Here is a 17,120-nt window from a genome sequence, read left to right as displayed (position 1 = left end):
ACTCAAGATCCCTGTTTATCCGCTTGGTGCCTGCATGTTAAAGCGGCTGCTCGCCAAAGCAAGTCCGATCCTAGGCAGTCGGGCCGACTGGCTGGGGCTCTGTCTGCTCTGCCGCCAGCCCTGTGACGACCAGCCCCTGCTGTGCGACTGGTGCCAGCGGGCCCTGCGACAACAGGAGCCTCGCTGCCAACTGTGCGCATCCCCGCTGCCGGCCGAAGGGATCCTCTGCGGCCGCTGCCAGCGCCGGCCACCGCCCTGGCAGCGATTGCAGGTGATCGGCGACTACCTGCCGCCCTACCCCCTGCTCATTCCCCGCCTCAAGTACTCGGGCCAGATCCTGCTGGCGTCCCCCCTGGCACGGCTGCTGGCAGACCATCTGGATCTCGCGCAGCCGCCCGAGGTCATCATTCCGGTGCCGCTGCACTGGTGGCGACACTGGTGGCGCGGCTTCAATCAGGCGCAGGAGATCGCCGACGCCCTCGCCGAGATCACCGGCATCCCCTGCGACAGCGGGCTGCTGCGCCGAGCCAAGGCCACCCCGCAGCAGACCAGGCTGAGTGCCGGCCAACGTCGGCGCAACCTGCGCGGCGCCTTTCAGATCCGAGCCCACCACTATCGCCACGTGGCACTGCTCGACGATGTGGTCACCACGGGCGCCACCGCCGGCCAGCTCACCCGCTTGCTCCACGAGAGCGGCGTCCAGCGGGTAGAAGTCTGGGCAATCTGCCGCACCCTGAAGCACCTGAAATGACGCCCCTACTGAGCAGGCTCCACTCGGCTGCTCATTTTTATAACCACACAATGAAGGAGCAACGGAGTGGGCACTTTGCCGCTCTCTGTCGCGGCATTAAGCACAGCAAGCAACTACTGCCATGCTACCCAAGCCCTGCCAAGAGAGTTATCATGAATACCCTAGTCGTACACTCAGGTTTATGAGGATAGTGATGATCAGCATTTCCGACACCGCCCAGGCGCATTTCCGCAAGCTGCTGGAAAATCAGCCTGATGGCACCAATATCCGGGTGTTTGTGGTCAATCCGGGAACCCAGAACGCCGAGTGCGGCGTCTCTTATTGCCCACCGGATGCGGTGGACCCGGAAGATCAACACCTGCCTTTCAGCGGCTTCGACTGCCTGGTCGATCCCCTGAGCTCCCCTTATCTGGTGGATGCCACCATAGATTTCGTCACCGATCAGATGGGCTCCCAGCTCACCCTCAAGGCGCCGAATGCCAAGATGCGCAAGGTCGCCGACGATGCCCCCCTGGCCGATCGCATCGAATACGTGCTGATGTCAGAGGTGAACCCCATGCTGGCCGGTCACGGTGGCAAGGTGACCTTGATTGACATCACCGACGACAAGCTGGCGATTTTGCAGTTCGGTGGTGGTTGCAACGGCTGCTCACAGGTGGATTACACCCTAAAAGAGGGGATCGAGAAGCAACTGCTGGAGAAATTCCCGGGCGAGCTCAACGGCGTGAAAGATGCCACCGAGCATCAGCGTGGTGATCACTCCTACTATTGATCGGCCCTGCCCGCTCATGAAAAAGGCCCCGCCAGATCCTGGCGGGGCCTTTTGCTATCCGGCGAGCCGAACAGGGTCACTCGTCGCGCTTGTCCCGGCTGAGCAGGGCGATGGCGGCTTCTTTCGGGTTCTTGTCCTGATAGAGCACCTGAAAGATCTGTTCGCAGATGGGCATCTCGACGCCGCAGCGGGCCGCCAGCAGATGCACCTCCTTGGTGTTGCGATAGCCTTCCACCACCTGGCCGATCTCGGTCATGGCGGTCTCCACCGTCTTGCCGGCCCCGAGCGCCAGTCCGAAGCGGCGGTTGCGGGACTGGTTGTCGGTGCAGGTCAGCACCAGATCCCCGAGCCCCGCCATCCCCATGAAGGTCTTGGCATCGGCACCGAGGGCGGCGCCGAGGCGCTGCATCTCCACCAGACCCCGGGTGATGAGCGCTGTCCTGGCGTTGGCGCCAAAACCCAAGCCGTCGGAGAGGCCGGCACCGATGGCGATGACGTTCTTGACCGCCCCGCCCAGCTGCAGGCCGATGAAGTCCGGGTTGGTATAGACCCGGAACGAACGGCCACAGTGCAGCAGCAGCGAGAGATCGTCGGCGAAGTCGTCGTGGGTCGACGCCACCGAGATGGCGGTCGGCAACCCGGCGGCCAGCTCCCTGGCGAAGGTCGGGCCTGAGATCACCGCCAGCGGGATATCCTCACCCAGCACCTCGCGGGCCACGTCCTGCAGCAGCCGGCCACTGTCCGGCTCCAGCCCCTTGGTGGCCCAGGCGATACGGGTATCGGGGCGCAGGAAGGGCTTGACCCGGGCCAGCACCTGACCGAACACATGGCTCGGTACCACCAGCAGCAGCACGGGGGCGGCTTGCACCGCCTGCTGCAAGTCGGCAGTCAGCTGCAGATCGGCGGGGAAAGGGACATCCGGCAGGAAAGCCTTGTTGCAGCGATCTTGTTCCAGCACGGCGACATGAGCGGGGTCGTGACCCCACAGCAGGGTCGGATGACCGTTGCGCGCCAGAGAAATGGCAAGGGCGGAGCCGTAAGACCCCGCCCCCAAGACCGAGATAGCGATCTGGTCGGCCATTATCAGGCTTCCGCAGTCGCCTGCTGGGCCTGTGCCTGCGCCATGTGCTGGGCAAACAGGGCATCGAAGTTAACCGGTGCCAGGTTCAGCTGCGGGAAGGAACCCTTGCTCACCAGGTTAGCCACGGCTTCGCGGGCATAGGGGAACAGGATGTTGGGGCAGAAGGCGGCCAGGCAGTGAGCCAGCTGCGGCTCCGGCAGGTTACCGATGGAGAAGATACCGGCCTGCTGCACTTCACACAGGAAGGCGGTCTCGGTTTCCAGCTTGCAGGTCACGGTCAGGGTCAGCACGACCTCGTACACGCCGTCGGCCAGCACGCTGGTCTTGGTGTCCATGTCCAGCTTGACGTCCGGCTGCCACTCTTTCTGGAAGATGTGCGGAGTGTTCGGCGCTTCGAAGGAGACATCCTTGGTGTAGACACGCTGGATGTGGAATTCCGGTTGCACTTCCTGGTTGTTGATTTCGTCAGCCATTTCGTTTGATTCCTTTTTAAGAAAATGAGTGGGCGCAGGCCCTTAAATCAGCGTTTTTTGGTTACCGGCAGATTCTCTGCACGCCATTGGGCCATGCCACCGCTGAGCGTATACACCTGCTTGAAACCGGCCTTGCTCAGTAGGCGACCCGCGCCACCAGCGGTCATCCCCGACTCGCACACCACTATGATGGGGGCATCTTTATGCTTTTCAACCGGACCCAGATTATTGGCCTGGATCTGGGTGAGGGGCAGGTGATGAGCGCCGGCCAGGTGGCCCTTGGCAAACTCTTCCTGACTGCGAATGTCCACCACTGTGGCACTTTCACGGTTGATCAGCAGGGTGGCGGTGTGGTTGTTCACCGCCTTCACCGGAGAAAAACGAGCACGCACCGTGGTGTACACCAGGGTGCCTGCCAGGCCGAACCAGGCTGCTGCCAGCAGCGGGTTGCGGGCCGCAAAATCCAAATACTCTTGCATCTTCTACTATCCAGGGACCAAGACAAGGGCCCGAGTATACATGGGGCCCCCGATAAGATCAGCCATCTTGGCGGCAAAGCGAGAGCAAGCTCCCATCAGGGGTTGAGCGCGGGTTGCCCCCATGAAGAGCGGCTATAGATGCGGGTCTGGCGGGCATGCAAAAGCGGTTGTAAAGACGATGACGAGGTTGGCAGACAAGCCGGCAACATGCCGAAAACGGGCCGATAACAGCAAAAAAACCAGGCCACAGAGGGGCTTGGCTATCAGGTGACTATTTCGGCAGATGTAGTAATATTACGCTAGTTTCACTTCCTGCAATTCATTCCTATCCGAGAGGACATAGCCTTATGTCAACAGCTAAGAAACCTTTGGTTCTGGTCATCATGGACGGTTGGGGCTACAGCACCAAGCAAGAGCACAACGCCGTCGCTGCCGCCAAGACCCCCAACCTCGACCGTCTCGCCCATGATTACACCAGCACCCTGATCTCCGGCTCCGGCCTGGATGTGGGTCTGCCGGATGGTCAGATGGGCAACTCCGAAGTGGGCCACGTCAACATAGGTGCCGGTCGTATCGTGTATCAGGAGCTGACCCGCATCTCCAAGGAGATCAAGGACGGCGACTTCTTCCAGAACGTCGAGCTGGCCAAGGCTGTTGACGGCGCCGTGACCAACGGCAAGGCCGTGCACATCATGGGTCTGATGTCACCGGGTGGCGTACACAGCCATGAAGAGCACATCATGGGCATGATCGAGATGGCCGCCAAGCGTGGCGCCGAGCAGATCTACTTCCACGCCTTCCTGGATGGCCGCGACGTGCCGCCGCGCTCCGCCCAGTCCTCCATCGAGCAGTTCGATGCCCTGTTTGCCCGTCTGGGCAAGGGTCGCTTCGCCTCCATGATCGGCCGCTACTTCGCCATGGACCGTGACAACCGTTGGGACCGCGTGCAGCAAGCCTATGACCTGATGACTCAGGGCAAGGGCGAGTTCACCGCCGACAGCGCCAGCGAAGCCCTGGCCGCCGCCTATGCCCGCGACGAGAACGATGAATTCGTCAAGGCCACCCGCATCGGTGCCGCCGCCCCCATGCAGGATGGCGATGCGTTGATCTTCATGAACTTCCGTGCCGACCGTGCCCGCGAGATCACCCGCGCCTTCGTCGACAGCGACTTCACCGGCTTCGCCCGTGCCGTCACCCCTGCGCTGAACTTCGTGATGCTGACCGAATACGCCGCCGACATCAAAACCACCTGCGCCTACCCGCCCACTGCCCTGGTGAACACCCTGGGTGAGTGGCTGGCCAAGCAGGGCAAGACCCAGCTGCGCATCTCCGAGACCGAGAAGTACGCCCACGTCACCTTCTTCTTCAACGGTGGCGAAGAGTCCTGCTTCAGCGGTGAGGATCGCGAGATCGTCGCCAGCCCGAAAGTGGCCACCTATGATCTGCAGCCGGAGATGAGCTCCGAAGAGCTGACCGACAAGCTGGTCGGCGCCATCAAGAGCGGCAAGTACGACGTCATCATCTGCAACTACCCGAACGGCGACATGGTCGGTCACACCGGCGTGTTCGATGCCGCGGTCAAGGCCTGTGAGGCCGTCGATCACTGCATCGGTCGTGTCACCGAGGCCCTGGCCGAGGTGGGTGGCGAATGCCTGATCACCGCCGACCACGGCAACGCCGAGAAGATGCTGGACGAAGAGACCGGTCAGGCGCACACCGCCCACACCAATCTGCCGGTTCCCCTCATCTACTTCGGTCGCAAGGCCGAGGTGCTGGAAGGTGGCAAACTGTCCGATCTGGCCCCGACCATGTTGACCCTGATGGGTCTGCCTGTGCCGCCGGAAATGACTGGCAAGCCCCTGATGATTCTGAAATAATCCTGCCCCATGCGGGGATGCGAAGTTATTTCAACCAAAACCAGTCGCGTCGGCCTGTTGGCCGGCGCGCTGTTTTTTTGCCTGATCGGCGCTGCCGGCACGGCCCAGGCTGCCAACCAGCAGCTCGGCACCATGCAGTCCCAGATCAAGGAACAGCAGAAGACAATCAAGCTCAGCAAGCAGGAGCTGGCCAAACTCAATACCCAGCTCAAGGCCGATGAGCAGGCCATCTCGGCCGCCGCCGCCAAGCTCGATCAGACCAAACTGCAGCTGAAGCAGAACCAGCAAAAGCTGGTGAACCTGCAGCAGGACAAGCTGGATCTGGAGCAACAGGCCAAACATCAGAAACAGTTGCTGGCCAAGCAGGCGGAAAGCGCCTTCCAGGCGGGCAACCACGACTACCTCAAACTGCTGCTCAATCAGCAGGATCCGGCCAAACTGAGCCGCGCCCTCGACTATTTCGACTATCTCAACAAGGCCCGCATCGAGGCCATCGACGCCCTGCGCGCGACCCGCGCCAAGCTGGCCAAGAACCAGCAGGCGACCCAGGAGACCGAAAGCAAACTGCAAGCCCTGCTGAGCGAACAGCAAGCGTCCCACCAGAGCCTGCTGGCCAGCCAGCAGAGCCGTGCCAAGGTGCGCAACCAGCTGCAGCTGTCGGTGCAGGATGACGAGCAGAAGCTGACCAAGCTGGTCAAGGCGGAGAAGGCCCTGAAGGCCCGGCTGGAAGAGCTGCGCCGCCAGCGGGAAGAGCAGGAACGCCGTGAGCGGGCCGAGCGGGAGCGGCTGGCCAAGATCAAGGCCGAGCAGGAGCGCCAGCGCCGCCTGGAGGCGCAACGCCTGGCCGCCGAACAGAAGCGGCTTGCGGAACAACAGCGGATCGCGGCGCAACAGCAGAAGGCCGGCGAGCAGCAACGGCTCGCCGCCCAACAGCAGAAAGTCACCGAGCAACAAAACAAGGTGACTCAACAGCAAGCCGCCGCCCGCAGCAGCGCCAAGGCAAGCACCGGCGGCTACGGTGGCCTCAGCACCAATGGCAGCCTGCGCTGGCCGGTACAGGGCCCGATCCTCATCTCCTACGGCTCGGCTCGCACCGCCGAGCTCAAGTGGAAAGGCACCCTGATCGGCGCCAGCGAAGGCACCCAGGTCAAGGCGGTGGCGCCAGGACAGGTGGTCTACGCCGACTGGCTTGACGGCTTCGGCATGCTGCTGGTGATAGACCATGGTAAAGGCTATATGAGCCTCTATGGTCACAACCAGTCACTGCTGCGCCAGGTTGGCCAGAGCGTGGAGCAGGGCGAACCCGTGGCCCTGGTCGGCGACAGCGGCGGCCAGGACAGACCCGGCCTCTACTTCGAGATCCGCTATCAGGGTGAGGCCATCAACCCGACCAAGTGGTTGGCCAAGCGCTAACTGGTATTCAAGAGCACATGCCATCGAGCGCCTCATGAAAAAAGCCTGCATCCGCAGGCTTTTTTCATTCTGGCCCTGGCCCATCTCGCTGGCCGATGACGAAAACTTACGAAGTTTCCCGCACCATCCTGGTTGGCGCCATCAGGGGAAGACGACCATGCCGATCTGCTCCAGCAGCCCCTGCTGCTGATCCTCGCTTATCTGCACACCGTCCAGCTTGACCAGACGCAGATCCAGCCCGGGCAGGTCGCACTGGCGCAGATCGCAGCCCTGCAGGTTGAAGCTGCGCCAGTCTATCTGGCCAAACTCGGAGCCGCTGAGATCGGATCCCGCCAGCGAGGCACCCAGCAGGCTGGCCCCCTGCCAACGGTTGCCGCTCAGCTCGCACCGCTCCAGCAGGCAGCCGTCGAAGTTGGCGTAGCTGAAGTTGTTGCCGGTCAGATGGGCCTCGCAGAAGTAGCTCTTGACGGTGATCTGGTTGGCGAAGCTGGCACGGGCGAAGTTGATGCCCATGGCCTGGCAGTCGCGCAGCTCCAGCCCGAGGCACTGGCTGCGGCTCAGATCCGCCAGGGTCAGGTCGCAGCGCAGGAAGCTGGCCTCCCGCAGATCGCAGCCCTGCAGCGAGCAGCCGAGTTCGCGCTCCCGTTCGTAGAAGCTGCAGTCGACGAAGCGGCTCTCGCTCAGATCCAACCAGGAGAAGTTGCAGTCGATGAAGCGGCAGTCCGCGAACTGCTCCCCTTCCACTTCCTGCTGCTCGAATCGCTTCCCCTCGAAGCACTTGCCCTTGATCATCCGAAATTTCTCCTAATGATGGCGTCATATGCTGACTTTATTGCGTGAAAAAGGTAATGTTACCTGTAACATTGCTGCCGGAACCCAAGATGAACGACACCCGCAAACGCCGCCCCACCCTGCAAGACATCGCCGATCAGACCGGGGTCACCAAGATGACCGTCAGCCGCTACCTGCGCGATCCACACACAGTGGCCGAGGGCACCCGGGGACGGATCGCCGCCGTGGTGGAAGAGCTGGGCTACATCCCCAACCGGGCACCGGACATTCTCTCCAACGCCACCAGCAAGGCGATCGGCATCCTGCTCCCCTCTCTCTCCAACCAGGTCTTCTCCGCCCTGGTGCACGGCATCGAGACGGTGACCCGCCCCGCCGGTTACCAGACCCTGCTCGCCCACTACGGTTACAATCCGGAACAGGAAGAGGAGCAGGTGGCCTCCCTGCTCTCCTACCACGTGGATGGCCTGATCCTGTCCGACAGCCTGCACACCGAGCGCACCCGCAAGATGATCGCCACCGCCGGCATCCCTGTGGTGGAGACCATGGATCTGCCGCAGAACCCCATCGACATGGTGGTCGGCATGGATCACCGGGCCGCGGCCCGGGCCATGGTAACAGAGATGCTGCGCCGGGGGCGCCGCAAGGTGGTCTACCTGGGGGCACGGCTCGATGTGCGCACCCAGCTGCGGATGGAGGGCTACTACCAGGCGATGGCCGATTTCGGCCTCGATGGCCAGCACCTGCTGACCGAACAATCCTCCAGCTTCACCCTGGGCGGCCAGCTGCTGGAGCAGGCGCTGGCGCGCTACCCCGATCTGGACGGCCTGTTCTGCACCAACGACGATGTGGCGGTCGGTGCCCTGCTGCAGTGCCAGGCCAGGTGGATACCCGTGCCCCAGCAGATCGCCATCGCCGGCTGCAACGCCCTCGACATCGGCCACGCCATGACCCCCAAGCTGGCCAGCATAGTCACCCCGCGCGAGGAGATAGGCCGTGAGGCGGCAACCATGCTGCTGGCCCGCCTGGGCGGCCAGCCCAGACCCGACAGCCGCATGGACTTGGGCTTCTCCCTCTATGTAGGGGAGAGTCTGGGCTGACCGCCTCTTCTCTCCCATCCCCAGACCCCTCTCCCACTGGCCGAGGGGCGAAAACAAACAGGCCACCCTGAGGTGGCCTGTCTGGTTGTTCTAAACGATATGTGACTAACGTTTAACCAATTCAACCGCTTCGCGGGAGAGGCGAGTCACCTCTTCCCAGTTGCCGTTCTTGACCGCATCGGCCGGCAGCATCCAGGAGCCGCCGACGGTGGCGACGCATTTCAGCGCCAGGTAATCGGCGACGTTGTGCGGGCCTATGCCGCCGGTGGGGCAGAAGCGGACCTGCGGCAGCGGCGCGGCGATGGCCGCGAGCGCCTTGGTGCCGCCGTTGGCCTCGGCCGGGAAGAACTTCAGGTGGCTGTAACCCGCCTCCAGCGCCTGCATCACCTCGGAGGCGGTGGCGACCCCGGGGATCAGCGGCGCCGTGCTCTTGGCGGCGTGGGCCAACAGCGCCGGGGTCATCCCCGGCGAGATGACGAAGCGGGCACCGGCGGCCACGGCGGCATCGAACTGCGCGCAGTTGAGCACAGTCCCCGCCCCCACCATGGCCTCCGGCATCGCCTTGGCGATGAGGGCGATGGCATCCAGTGCCACCGGGGTGCGCAGGGTGATTTCGAACACCGAGATGCCACCCGCCAGCAGCGCCTGTGCCATCGGCAGGGCCTGCTCCAGGTCGTTGATGACCATCACGGGCACCAGCGGGGAGGCGGCAAACACCTCGGCAGGGGTCACTTTCCAGTTTTGCATAGCTCATCCTCAGTCAAAGATGGTGGCGCCACACTCGGCGCTCGATACCGCGCGACGCATCACGCTAAACAGTTCACGGCCCCAGCCCTCCTGCTCCAGGCTGAGATCCGGCTCGACCGGGGTACGGCCGGTCAGATCGGTCAGGCAATCCAGGCGGCCCGATTCGGCATCCACCCGCAGCAGGTCACCGTCTCGCAGCAGGCCGATGGCGCCGCCGTGCAGGGCCTCAGGGGTGACGTGGATGGCGGCCGGGATCTTGCCGGAGGCACCGGACAGGCGGCCATCGGTGACCAGCGCCACCTTGTGACCCGCCTTCTGCAGGTTGCCGAGCACCGGCATCAGCTTGTGCAGCTCCGGCATGCCGTTGGCGGCGGGGCCATTGTGGCGCACCACTATCACCGCATCCAGATTGAGTTCGCCGGCCTGGTAGGCCGCCTCCACCGCATGCTGGGAGGAGAAGACCTTGGCCGGCGCCTCGATCACGCGATATTCCGGGGCCACCGCCGAGACCTTGACCACGGCACGACCCAGATTGCCGGACAGCAGCTTGGTGCCGCCAGTGGCCTGGAACACGCTGCCTGTGGGAGAGAGCACGCTCGCATCGCCGCTCTCGCCGACCGGCTGCCACGTCAGCTTGCCATCCACCAGCAGGGGGCGACTGAGGTAATCCTGCATCTCGCCGAAGGTCGGGGTGGCGTCCATGTGGATCAGCCCCTCCTGTGCCAGCCGGCGCATCAGGCCGGGCACGGCACCGGCCTGCTCGAAGGCGTTCACATCGGCCGGGCCGTTCGGGTACATGCGCACCAACAGCGGCACCACGTCGGAGAGATCGCTCAGGTCGTCCCAGGTCAGGTGCAGGCCGGCGGCGCGGGCCAGCGCCACCATGTGGATGCTGTGGTTGGTGCTGCCGCCGGAGGCGAGCAGGGCCACCAGGCCGTTGACCAGGGAGCGCTCGTCCAGCACCTCGCTCAAGGGGCGATAGGCCGGTGAGCCGGGGATCATGGCGCTGATGCGGCGCGCCGCCTCGGCGGTGAGGGCGTGGCGCAGCTCGCTGTGGGGATGCACGAAGGCGGATCCCGGCAGCATCAGGCCCATGGCCTCGAACACCAGCTGATTGGTGTTGGCGGTGCCATAGAAGGTGCAGGTGCCGGGCGCATGGTAGGCGCCGCACTCCATCTCCAGCAGCGCCTCGCGGCCCACCTGACCGGCGGCATACTGCTGGCGCACCTTCACCTTGTCATCGTTGCTGATGCCGCTGGCCATGGGGCCGGCCGGCACGAAGGCGGTGGGCAGGTGGGCATGGGAGAGCGCCCCCATGATCTGGCCCGGCGCTATCTTGTCGCAGATGCCGAGCAGCAGGGTGGCGTCGAAGGTGTTGTGAGAGAGGGACAGCGCCGTGGCCTGGGCGATGAGATCCCGGGAGAAGAGCGACATGTCCATCCCGGGCTGGCCCTGGGTGACGCCGTCACACATGGCGGGCACCCCGCCGGCGACCTGGGCACTGTGGCCCAGCTCGGCCAGGGTCGCCTTGATCTGGTCCGGGTAGCCCTGATAGGGCTGATGGGCACTCAGCATGTCGTTGTAGGCGGTGACTATGCCGACGTTGGCGCGGGTCAGATCGAGGATGCGACCCTTCTCGTCCGTGCTGCAGGCGGCCACGGCGTGAGCCAGATTGCCACAGGCCAGGGCGGCGCGGGTCTTGCCCTGCTCCGCCTGACGCTGAATGCGGGCCAGGAAGGCCTGGCGACGGGTGGCACTGCGCGCACGAATGCGGGCGGTGACCTCGAGGATGATGGGATGAGTCATATTGCTTGCTCCAGTGCGGTGACGGCGCGGTCGACAACCTGTTCGAAGCCGCCGTCGATATCGATACAACATACCCCAGCTTCGCCATCCGGGCGCTCCAGCGCATCGAATTGGCTCTGCAGCATGCTCTCGCGCATGAAATGACCGTGACGGGCCTTCATCCGCGCCAGGATCAGCTCGTAGTCCCCATCCAGGAACAGGAACCTGACCGATTCGTTGCCCTCGCGGATCTGATCGCGATAGTGGCGCTTGAGGGCGGAGCAGACGATCACCCCCACCTCGTTCTTCTGTTCCAGGCTGTAGGCCGCATCGCGGATCCGCTCCAGCCAGGGGGCGCGATCCTCATCGTTGAGTGGGGCGCCGCCCGCCATCTTCTGAATGTTGGCACGAGGGTGCAGATCGTCGCCGTCGATAAACTTGGCGCCGATGACCTGAGCCACCCGAGCCCCGACCGACGATTTGCCGCTGCCGGAGACGCCCATCACGATAATACTCTTACCAGCCATTGTTTGACCTCTATCCCATTTCTCAAAAAACGTACCGTAGATGACTTCTAACTTATCACGTTACCGGTAACATGTTACCGGTAACGTGATGACATGTGAAGTGGTGCACAGATTTGTGCAAGACGATAACTGGAACTTTTGAGGATAGAAAAATTATGGAAGGTGTGGCTAATACCCCCGATGTCGCCTACCTGCTTTCGGTAGCAGGCGGTGCAATTATCATGTTGTTGCTGTTGATAATGCGCTTCAAGATCCACGCCTTCGTCGCCCTGACGCTGGTCAGCCTGGTCACGGCCCTCGCCACCGGCGTGGCCTACGATCAGGTCGTAACGACCATGCTGGGCGGCTTCGGTAGCACCCTGGCCGGGGTGGCCCTGCTGGTCGGTCTCGGCGCCATGATAGGCCGGATCCTGGAGATGACGGGCGGCGCCAAGGTGCTGGCCGATACCCTGATCAGCCGCTTCGGCGCCCATCGCGCTCCTCTTGCGCTCGGTGTGGCCTCCCTGCTGTTTGGCTTCCCCATCTTCTTCGATGCGGGCCTCATCGTCATGCTGCCCATCATCTTCAGCGTGGCCAAGCAGTTTGGTGGCTCTGTGCTCAAATATGCACTGCCATCTGCGGGCGCCTTCGCCGTGATGCACGCCTTCATGCCCCCCCACCCCGGCCCCGTTGCCGCCAGTGAGCTGCTTGGCGCCAACATCGGCCTGCTGACCATAGTCGGCCTGCTCGTCGCCATCCCGACCTGGTATCTGGGTGCCTATCTGTATGGCCTGTGGGCCGGCAAGAAGTTCGACCTGCCGCTGCCGCCGAGCTTTACCGACCCGGCGGCCATCCCGGCCGGCCAGCTGCCAAGCTTCGGCCAGGTGATCTCCATCCTGCTGCTGCCGCTGGCACTCATCTTCATGGATACCGGCCTCAACACCCTGGGTGCCATGGGGATGGTCGACAAAGGGGCTGATTGGGTCAATATCCTGCGCATGGTCGGCAAGACCCCGATCGCACTGCTGATCACCCTGCTCTACGCGGTCTGGGTCTTCAGCAAGCAACAGGGCAAGATACAGCTGGAGAAATTCTGTAACGATGCGCTGGCCCCCGTCTGCGCCGTCATCCTGGTGACGGGTGCCGGTGGCATGTTTGGCGGCGTACTGCGTGCCAGCGGCATCGGTGCTGCCCTGGCGGACGTGCTCTCTGACACCGGCATGCCGGTGATCCTGGCCGCCTTCCTGGTCTCGACCGCCCTGCGGGTAGCCCAGGGTTCTGCGACCGTGGCCCTCACCACCACGGCGGCCCTGATGGCGCCCATGGTTGCCGCCACCCCCGGCCTGAGCGAACTGGACCTGACCTTCATCGTCATCGCCATCGCCGGTGGTGCGACCGTGCTCTCCCACTTCAACGACTCCGGCTTCTGGCTGGTCGGCCGCTTCCTCAACATGGATGTGAAGACCACCCTCAAGACCTGGACCGTGATGGAGACCCTGCTCGGCACCATCGCCTTCCTCATCGTGGCCATGGCCAGCGTGGTGTTTTAACCTCGCCAGACAGACGGGTCGGGACCTCTCCCGACCCGTTTTCAATGGACGGCTCCCAGAGCCGTCGATTCTTTGTTGGGTATTCACCGCCTAGATTGCTAGAATCGCCTATTCATTGCCCCGAGTGGAACGCTTAACCCCGTGATTTCAGGTTTCTCTATGCATTCATCGGCACATTATCGACAGTTGCTGACTCGTCTGCCCCAGATCGCGGTCCCCGCGGATCGGTTCCAGGTGCTCAGCAGCGCCAAAGAGTTCAAAAGCAGGATCCTCTCGCTCATCGCCAGCGCGACCCAGCGCATCTATCTCGTCGCCCTCTATCTGCAGGATGACGAGGCGGGACGGGAGATACTGAGCGCGCTCTACGCCGCCAAGCAACGCAACCCCGCCCTCGACATCAAGCTCTTCGTCGACTTCCACCGCGCCCAGCGCGGCCTGATCGGCAAGGGCAAGCAGGGGGGCAACCACCTGATGTATCAGGAGATGGCCGCCCGCCACGAGCACCAGATCGCCATCTACGGCGTGCCGGTGAAGGGGCGTGAGCTGCTCGGCGTGCTGCACCTCAAGGGCTTCATCTTCGACGATACCCTGCTCTACTCGGGTGCCAGCCTCAACGACATCTACCTGCACCAGCAGGAGCGCTACCGCTTCGATCGCTACCACCAGATCACCAGCCCTGAGCTGACCCGCAGCATGGTCAACTATGTGGACGATGTGTTCCTGCGCAGCGAAGCGGTGCAGCGACTGGATCGGGCCGAGATCCCCAGCGCCAAGCTGCTGAAGGGGCCGATCCGGCGTTTCAAGCACAGCCTGCGCACCAGCCAGTATCGCTTCAAGAGCACGCCGCTGGGGGCCGAGGACGTCGCCATCACCCCCATGGCGGGGCTGGGCAAGCGTGGCAACCAGCTCAACCGGATGATCCGCAACCTGGTGCGCGCCACCGAGCGGGAGATCTTCATCTGCACCCCCTATTTCAACCCCCCCAAGGAGTTGAACAAGGACGTAGAGGCGCTGCTCAAGCGCGGCTGCAAGGTGACCATAGTGGTCGGTGACAAGACAGCCAACGACTTCTTCATCCCGCCGGAGGAGAAATTCTCCACCATAGGTGGGCTGCCTTACCTGTACGAGACCAACCTGCGCCGGTTTGCCGAGCGCAACCAGCGTCACATCGACTCCGGTCGCCTCAACCTGATGCTCTGGTGCTGCGAGAAGAACTCCTATCACCTCAAGGGCATCTTCGTGGACGAGGAGTGGGCGCTGCTCACCGGCAACAACCTCAATCCCCGCGCCTGGGCGCTGGATCTGGAGAATGGCCTGCTGGTGCACGATCCGCACCGCCACCTGCGCGAGCGCTTTGCCGAGGAGCGGGCCAACATCCTGGCGCACGCCCGTCGCATCAGCCACTTCGACCAGATAGAGCAGATCAAGGATTACCCCGAGCAGGTGCGCAAGCTGCTGGCCCGGATCCACAGGGTCAGGGCTCATATCCTGCTCAAGCGGATCATCTAGACCGCCATCCGGCTTCCGGATCAGCCCCCATCCAAAGGCCTCCCGTTTTCGGCAGGCCTTTTTCAGATGCGGCAACCCAACCCGGCTCACAGCAACACGGCTTGCATCGAGCCATCAACAACCCCTATCATCTGGACATATTTACAGTATTTTCGGGCATCTAATTGATGAAATTGGATAAAATCTCCCTCGATAGCCTCAAGGGCGTCGGCAGCAAGATGCTGGAGAAGCTCGAGCGGCTGGGGCTGGCGACGGTACAGGATCTGCTGTTCCACCTGCCCCTGCGCTACGAGGATCGCACCCAGGTGTGGCCCATCGGCGATCTGCCGCCCGGGCTGCACGGCGCCGTCGAGGGCGAAATCCAGGACACCCAGCTGGTGATGGGCCGCCGCCGCATGCTGGTGTGCCGCATCAGCGATGGCACCGGCAGCCTGACCCTGCGCTTCTTCAACTTCACCGCCGCCCAGAAGAACAGCCTGGCCCCGGGTCGCCTGCTGCGCTGCTTTGGCGAGGTGCGCCCCGGCAAATACGGGCTGGAGATGGCCCACCCCGAGTACAAGCTGCTCGGCGAGGAGCAGGCCGGCCAGACCGAAGAGGCACTCACCCCCGTCTACCCGACCACGGAGGGGCTGCGCCAGCTCAGCCTGCGCAGCCTCACCGATCAGGCGCTGGCCCAGCTCGAGCTGTACGGGGTGGAGGAGCTGCTGCCCGCCGGCCTCTACCCGCACCAGATAGAACTCGCCGCCGCCCTTCGCCTGCTGCATAGACCTCCCCCCTCGGTGGCGCTGGCGCTGCTGGAAAGCGGCCAGCATCCGGCCCAGCAGCGGCTGGTGCTGGAAGAGCTGCTGGCCCACAATCTGTCGGTGCTGAAGGTCCGCGCCCAGGCCCAGACCCAGCTCGCCCGAACCCTCAAGCCGGCCCCCACCCTGGTCAAACAGTTGCTCGGCGCCCTGCCGTTCAAACCGACCGGGGCTCAGAGCCGGGTGGTGGCGGAGATCAGTCAGGATCTGCAACGCAGCTACCCCATGATGCGGCTGGTGCAGGGGGACGTGGGCTCCGGCAAGACGCTGGTGGCGGCGCTGGCGGCGCTACAGGCCATCGGCAACGGCTGCCAGGTGGGGCTGATGGCACCGACCGAGCTGCTGGCCGAGCAACATGCCATCAACTTCGCCCACTGGCTGGAGCCGCTCGGCATCAAGGTCGGCTGGTTGGCGGGCAAGCAGAAGGGCAAGGCCAGGGAAACCCAGCTCGCCGCCATCGCCGATGGCAGCGTCAAGATGGTGGTGGGCACCCACGCCATCTTCCAGGAGCAGGTGGTGTTCCAGCGCCTCGCCCTGGTGATCATCGATGAACAACACAGATTCGGGGTGCACCAGCGCCTCGCCCTGCGCGAGAAAGGGGAGCGGGAGGGGGTACATCCTCACCAGCTGATCATGACCGCGACCCCCATCCCCCGCACCCTGGCGATGACCGCCTACGCCGATCTCGACACCTCTGTCATCGACGAGCTGCCGCCGGGCCGTACCCCCATCACCACTGTCGCCCTGCCGGACAGCCGCCGGGGCGACGTGATCGAGCGGGTCAAGCTGGCCTGCGAGGAAGGCAAGCAGGCCTACTGGGTCTGCACCCTGATCGAGGAGTCCGAGGTGCTGGAGTGCCAGGCCGCCGAGGACACCGCCGCCGAGCTGCAGAACCTGCTGCCCGGCCTGCATATCGGGCTGGTGCACGGCCGCATGCGGCCGGTAGAGAAGCAACGGGTGATGGAGGAGTTCAAGGCCGGCATCTTGCAGCTGCTGGTCGCCACCACCGTCATCGAGGTGGGGGTAGATGTGCCCAACGCCAGCCTGATGATCATCGAGAACCCGGAGCGGCTCGGGCTGGCCCAGCTGCACCAGCTGCGCGGCCGGGTCGGTCGCGGCTCTGTGGCCTCCCACTGCGTGCTGCTCTATCACGCCCCCCTCTCCAAGACGGCCCAGAGCCGGCTCGGGGTGCTGCGGGAGACCAGCGATGGCTTCCAGATCGCCCAGCGCGATCTGGAGCTGCGCGGCCCGGGCGAGTTGCTCGGCACCCGCCAGACCGGCTTGGCCGATCTCAAGATCGCCGATCTGGTGCGGGACCAATCGCTCATCCCCCAGGTGCAGAAGCTGGCGCGCTACCTGATGGACAGACACCCTAGCCACGTCGATCCGCTGATCCGCCGCTGGCTGGGACTACGGGATCACTATTCCAACGCCTGACACCCCATTGAGAACAGAAGAAGGAAGCCGATGAATTGCTGGCTTCCTCAT

The 17,120-nt window shown here is 63.8% G+C and carries 15 protein-coding genes; 8 read left to right on the top strand and 7 right to left on the bottom strand.

Translation table 11 applies throughout. The features are described from left to right. The first annotated feature begins 34 nt into the window (after positions 1 to 34). Entirely contained in the window at positions 35 to 751 is a 717-nt protein-coding gene (locus AACW18_RS00465; protein WP_218389849.1) for a ComF family protein, read from the top strand. Positions 752 to 944: 193 nt separating this feature from the next. Beyond that, a complete protein-coding gene (nfuA, locus tag AACW18_RS00460; RefSeq protein ID WP_042652881.1) occupies positions 945 to 1,523 on the top strand; it encodes a Fe-S biogenesis protein NfuA in 579 nt (192 codons plus the stop codon). 76 nt (positions 1,524 to 1,599) lie between these two features. Here the strand turns inward: nfuA and gpsA are convergent, their stop codons facing one another. From gpsA to AACW18_RS00445, 3 genes are read right to left on the bottom strand one after another with little or no spacing between them, the layout of a single operon-like run. After that, on the bottom strand, positions 1,600 to 2,604 hold the full coding sequence (gene gpsA, locus AACW18_RS00455) for an NAD(P)H-dependent glycerol-3-phosphate dehydrogenase (RefSeq protein WP_218389848.1): 1,005 nt from the start codon (positions 2,602 to 2,604) through the stop codon (positions 1,600 to 1,602). Between the two features lie 2 nt (positions 2,605 to 2,606). Beyond that, entirely contained in the window at positions 2,607 to 3,077 is a 471-nt protein-coding gene (gene secB, locus AACW18_RS00450; protein ID WP_005890810.1) for a protein-export chaperone SecB, read from the bottom strand. Positions 3,078 to 3,124: 47 nt separating this feature from the next. Continuing rightward, the gene (locus tag AACW18_RS00445) at positions 3,125 to 3,556 is read right to left on the bottom strand and encodes a rhodanese-like domain-containing protein (protein ID WP_042652883.1); all 432 of its coding nucleotides are present in this window, start codon (positions 3,554 to 3,556) and stop codon (positions 3,125 to 3,127) included. A 347-nt stretch (positions 3,557 to 3,903) separates the two neighbouring features. On the opposite strand from AACW18_RS00445, the gene gpmM reads away from it, so the two are divergent. Together gpmM and AACW18_RS00435 are read left to right on the top strand one after the other, a co-directional pair. Then, the gene (gene gpmM / locus AACW18_RS00440) at positions 3,904 to 5,433 is read left to right on the top strand and encodes a 2,3-bisphosphoglycerate-independent phosphoglycerate mutase (RefSeq protein WP_218329914.1); all 1,530 of its coding nucleotides are present in this window, start codon (positions 3,904 to 3,906) and stop codon (positions 5,431 to 5,433) included. A 9-nt stretch (positions 5,434 to 5,442) separates the two neighbouring features. After that, on the top strand, positions 5,443 to 6,846 hold the full coding sequence (locus AACW18_RS00435) for a peptidoglycan DD-metalloendopeptidase family protein (protein WP_218389847.1): 1,404 nt from the start codon (positions 5,443 to 5,445) through the stop codon (positions 6,844 to 6,846). 141 nt (positions 6,847 to 6,987) lie between these two features. Here the strand turns inward: AACW18_RS00435 and AACW18_RS00430 are convergent, their stop codons facing one another. Then, complete coding sequence (locus AACW18_RS00430) at positions 6,988 to 7,638, bottom strand: Qnr family pentapeptide repeat protein (protein ID WP_218389846.1); 651 nt, start codon at positions 7,636 to 7,638, stop codon at positions 6,988 to 6,990. A gap of 89 nt (positions 7,639 to 7,727) precedes the next feature. On the opposite strand from AACW18_RS00430, the gene AACW18_RS00425 reads away from it, so the two are divergent. Next, positions 7,728 to 8,735: a substrate-binding domain-containing protein gene (locus AACW18_RS00425; protein WP_218292537.1), complete on the top strand. Its 1,008-nt coding sequence runs from the start codon at positions 7,728 to 7,730 to the stop codon at positions 8,733 to 8,735. 105 nt (positions 8,736 to 8,840) lie between these two features. Here the strand turns inward: AACW18_RS00425 and AACW18_RS00420 are convergent, their stop codons facing one another. Genes AACW18_RS00420 through AACW18_RS00410 form a run of 3 tightly spaced genes read right to left on the bottom strand, consistent with a single transcriptional unit; the run spans position 8,841 to position 11,794 of the window. Further along, positions 8,841 to 9,482: a bifunctional 4-hydroxy-2-oxoglutarate aldolase/2-dehydro-3-deoxy-phosphogluconate aldolase gene (locus AACW18_RS00420; RefSeq protein ID WP_218389845.1), complete on the bottom strand. Its 642-nt coding sequence runs from the start codon at positions 9,480 to 9,482 to the stop codon at positions 8,841 to 8,843. A gap of 9 nt (positions 9,483 to 9,491) precedes the next feature. Next, positions 9,492 to 11,288: a phosphogluconate dehydratase gene (edd, locus tag AACW18_RS00415; RefSeq protein WP_218389844.1), complete on the bottom strand. Its 1,797-nt coding sequence runs from the start codon at positions 11,286 to 11,288 to the stop codon at positions 9,492 to 9,494. Further along, positions 11,285 to 11,794 (bottom strand): gluconokinase, encoded by a 510-nt coding sequence (locus tag AACW18_RS00410; protein WP_042652889.1) that lies wholly within the window; start codon positions 11,792 to 11,794, stop codon positions 11,285 to 11,287. Before AACW18_RS00410 ends, edd begins: the two co-directional genes overlap by 4 nt. A 155-nt stretch (positions 11,795 to 11,949) precedes the next feature. Between AACW18_RS00410 and AACW18_RS00405 the strand changes: the two genes are divergently transcribed. From AACW18_RS00405 to recG, 3 genes are all read left to right on the top strand, one after another. After that, positions 11,950 to 13,323, top strand: coding sequence for a GntP family permease (locus tag AACW18_RS00405; RefSeq protein ID WP_042652890.1), 1,374 nt, complete (start codon positions 11,950 to 11,952; stop codon positions 13,321 to 13,323). A gap of 159 nt (positions 13,324 to 13,482) precedes the next feature. Then, positions 13,483 to 14,832 carry a CDP-diacylglycerol--serine O-phosphatidyltransferase gene (gene pssA, locus AACW18_RS00400; RefSeq protein WP_218389843.1) on the top strand — a complete coding sequence of 450 codons (1,350 nt, stop codon included), beginning with the start codon at positions 13,483 to 13,485 and terminating at the stop codon, positions 14,830 to 14,832. Positions 14,833 to 14,999: 167 nt separating this feature from the next. Then, on the top strand, positions 15,000 to 17,069 hold the full coding sequence (gene recG / locus AACW18_RS00395; RefSeq protein ID WP_218389842.1) for an ATP-dependent DNA helicase RecG: 2,070 nt from the start codon (positions 15,000 to 15,002) through the stop codon (positions 17,067 to 17,069). Positions 17,070 to 17,120: the final 51 nt, after the last annotated feature.

The organism is Aeromonas sp. sia0103, from assembly GCF_963895295.1.
GTDB lineage: Bacteria > Pseudomonadota > Gammaproteobacteria > Enterobacterales > Aeromonadaceae > Aeromonas > Aeromonas encheleia.
The sequence above is the reverse complement of the archived record's forward strand: the minus strand, read 5'-3'. Positions and strand labels throughout refer to the sequence as shown.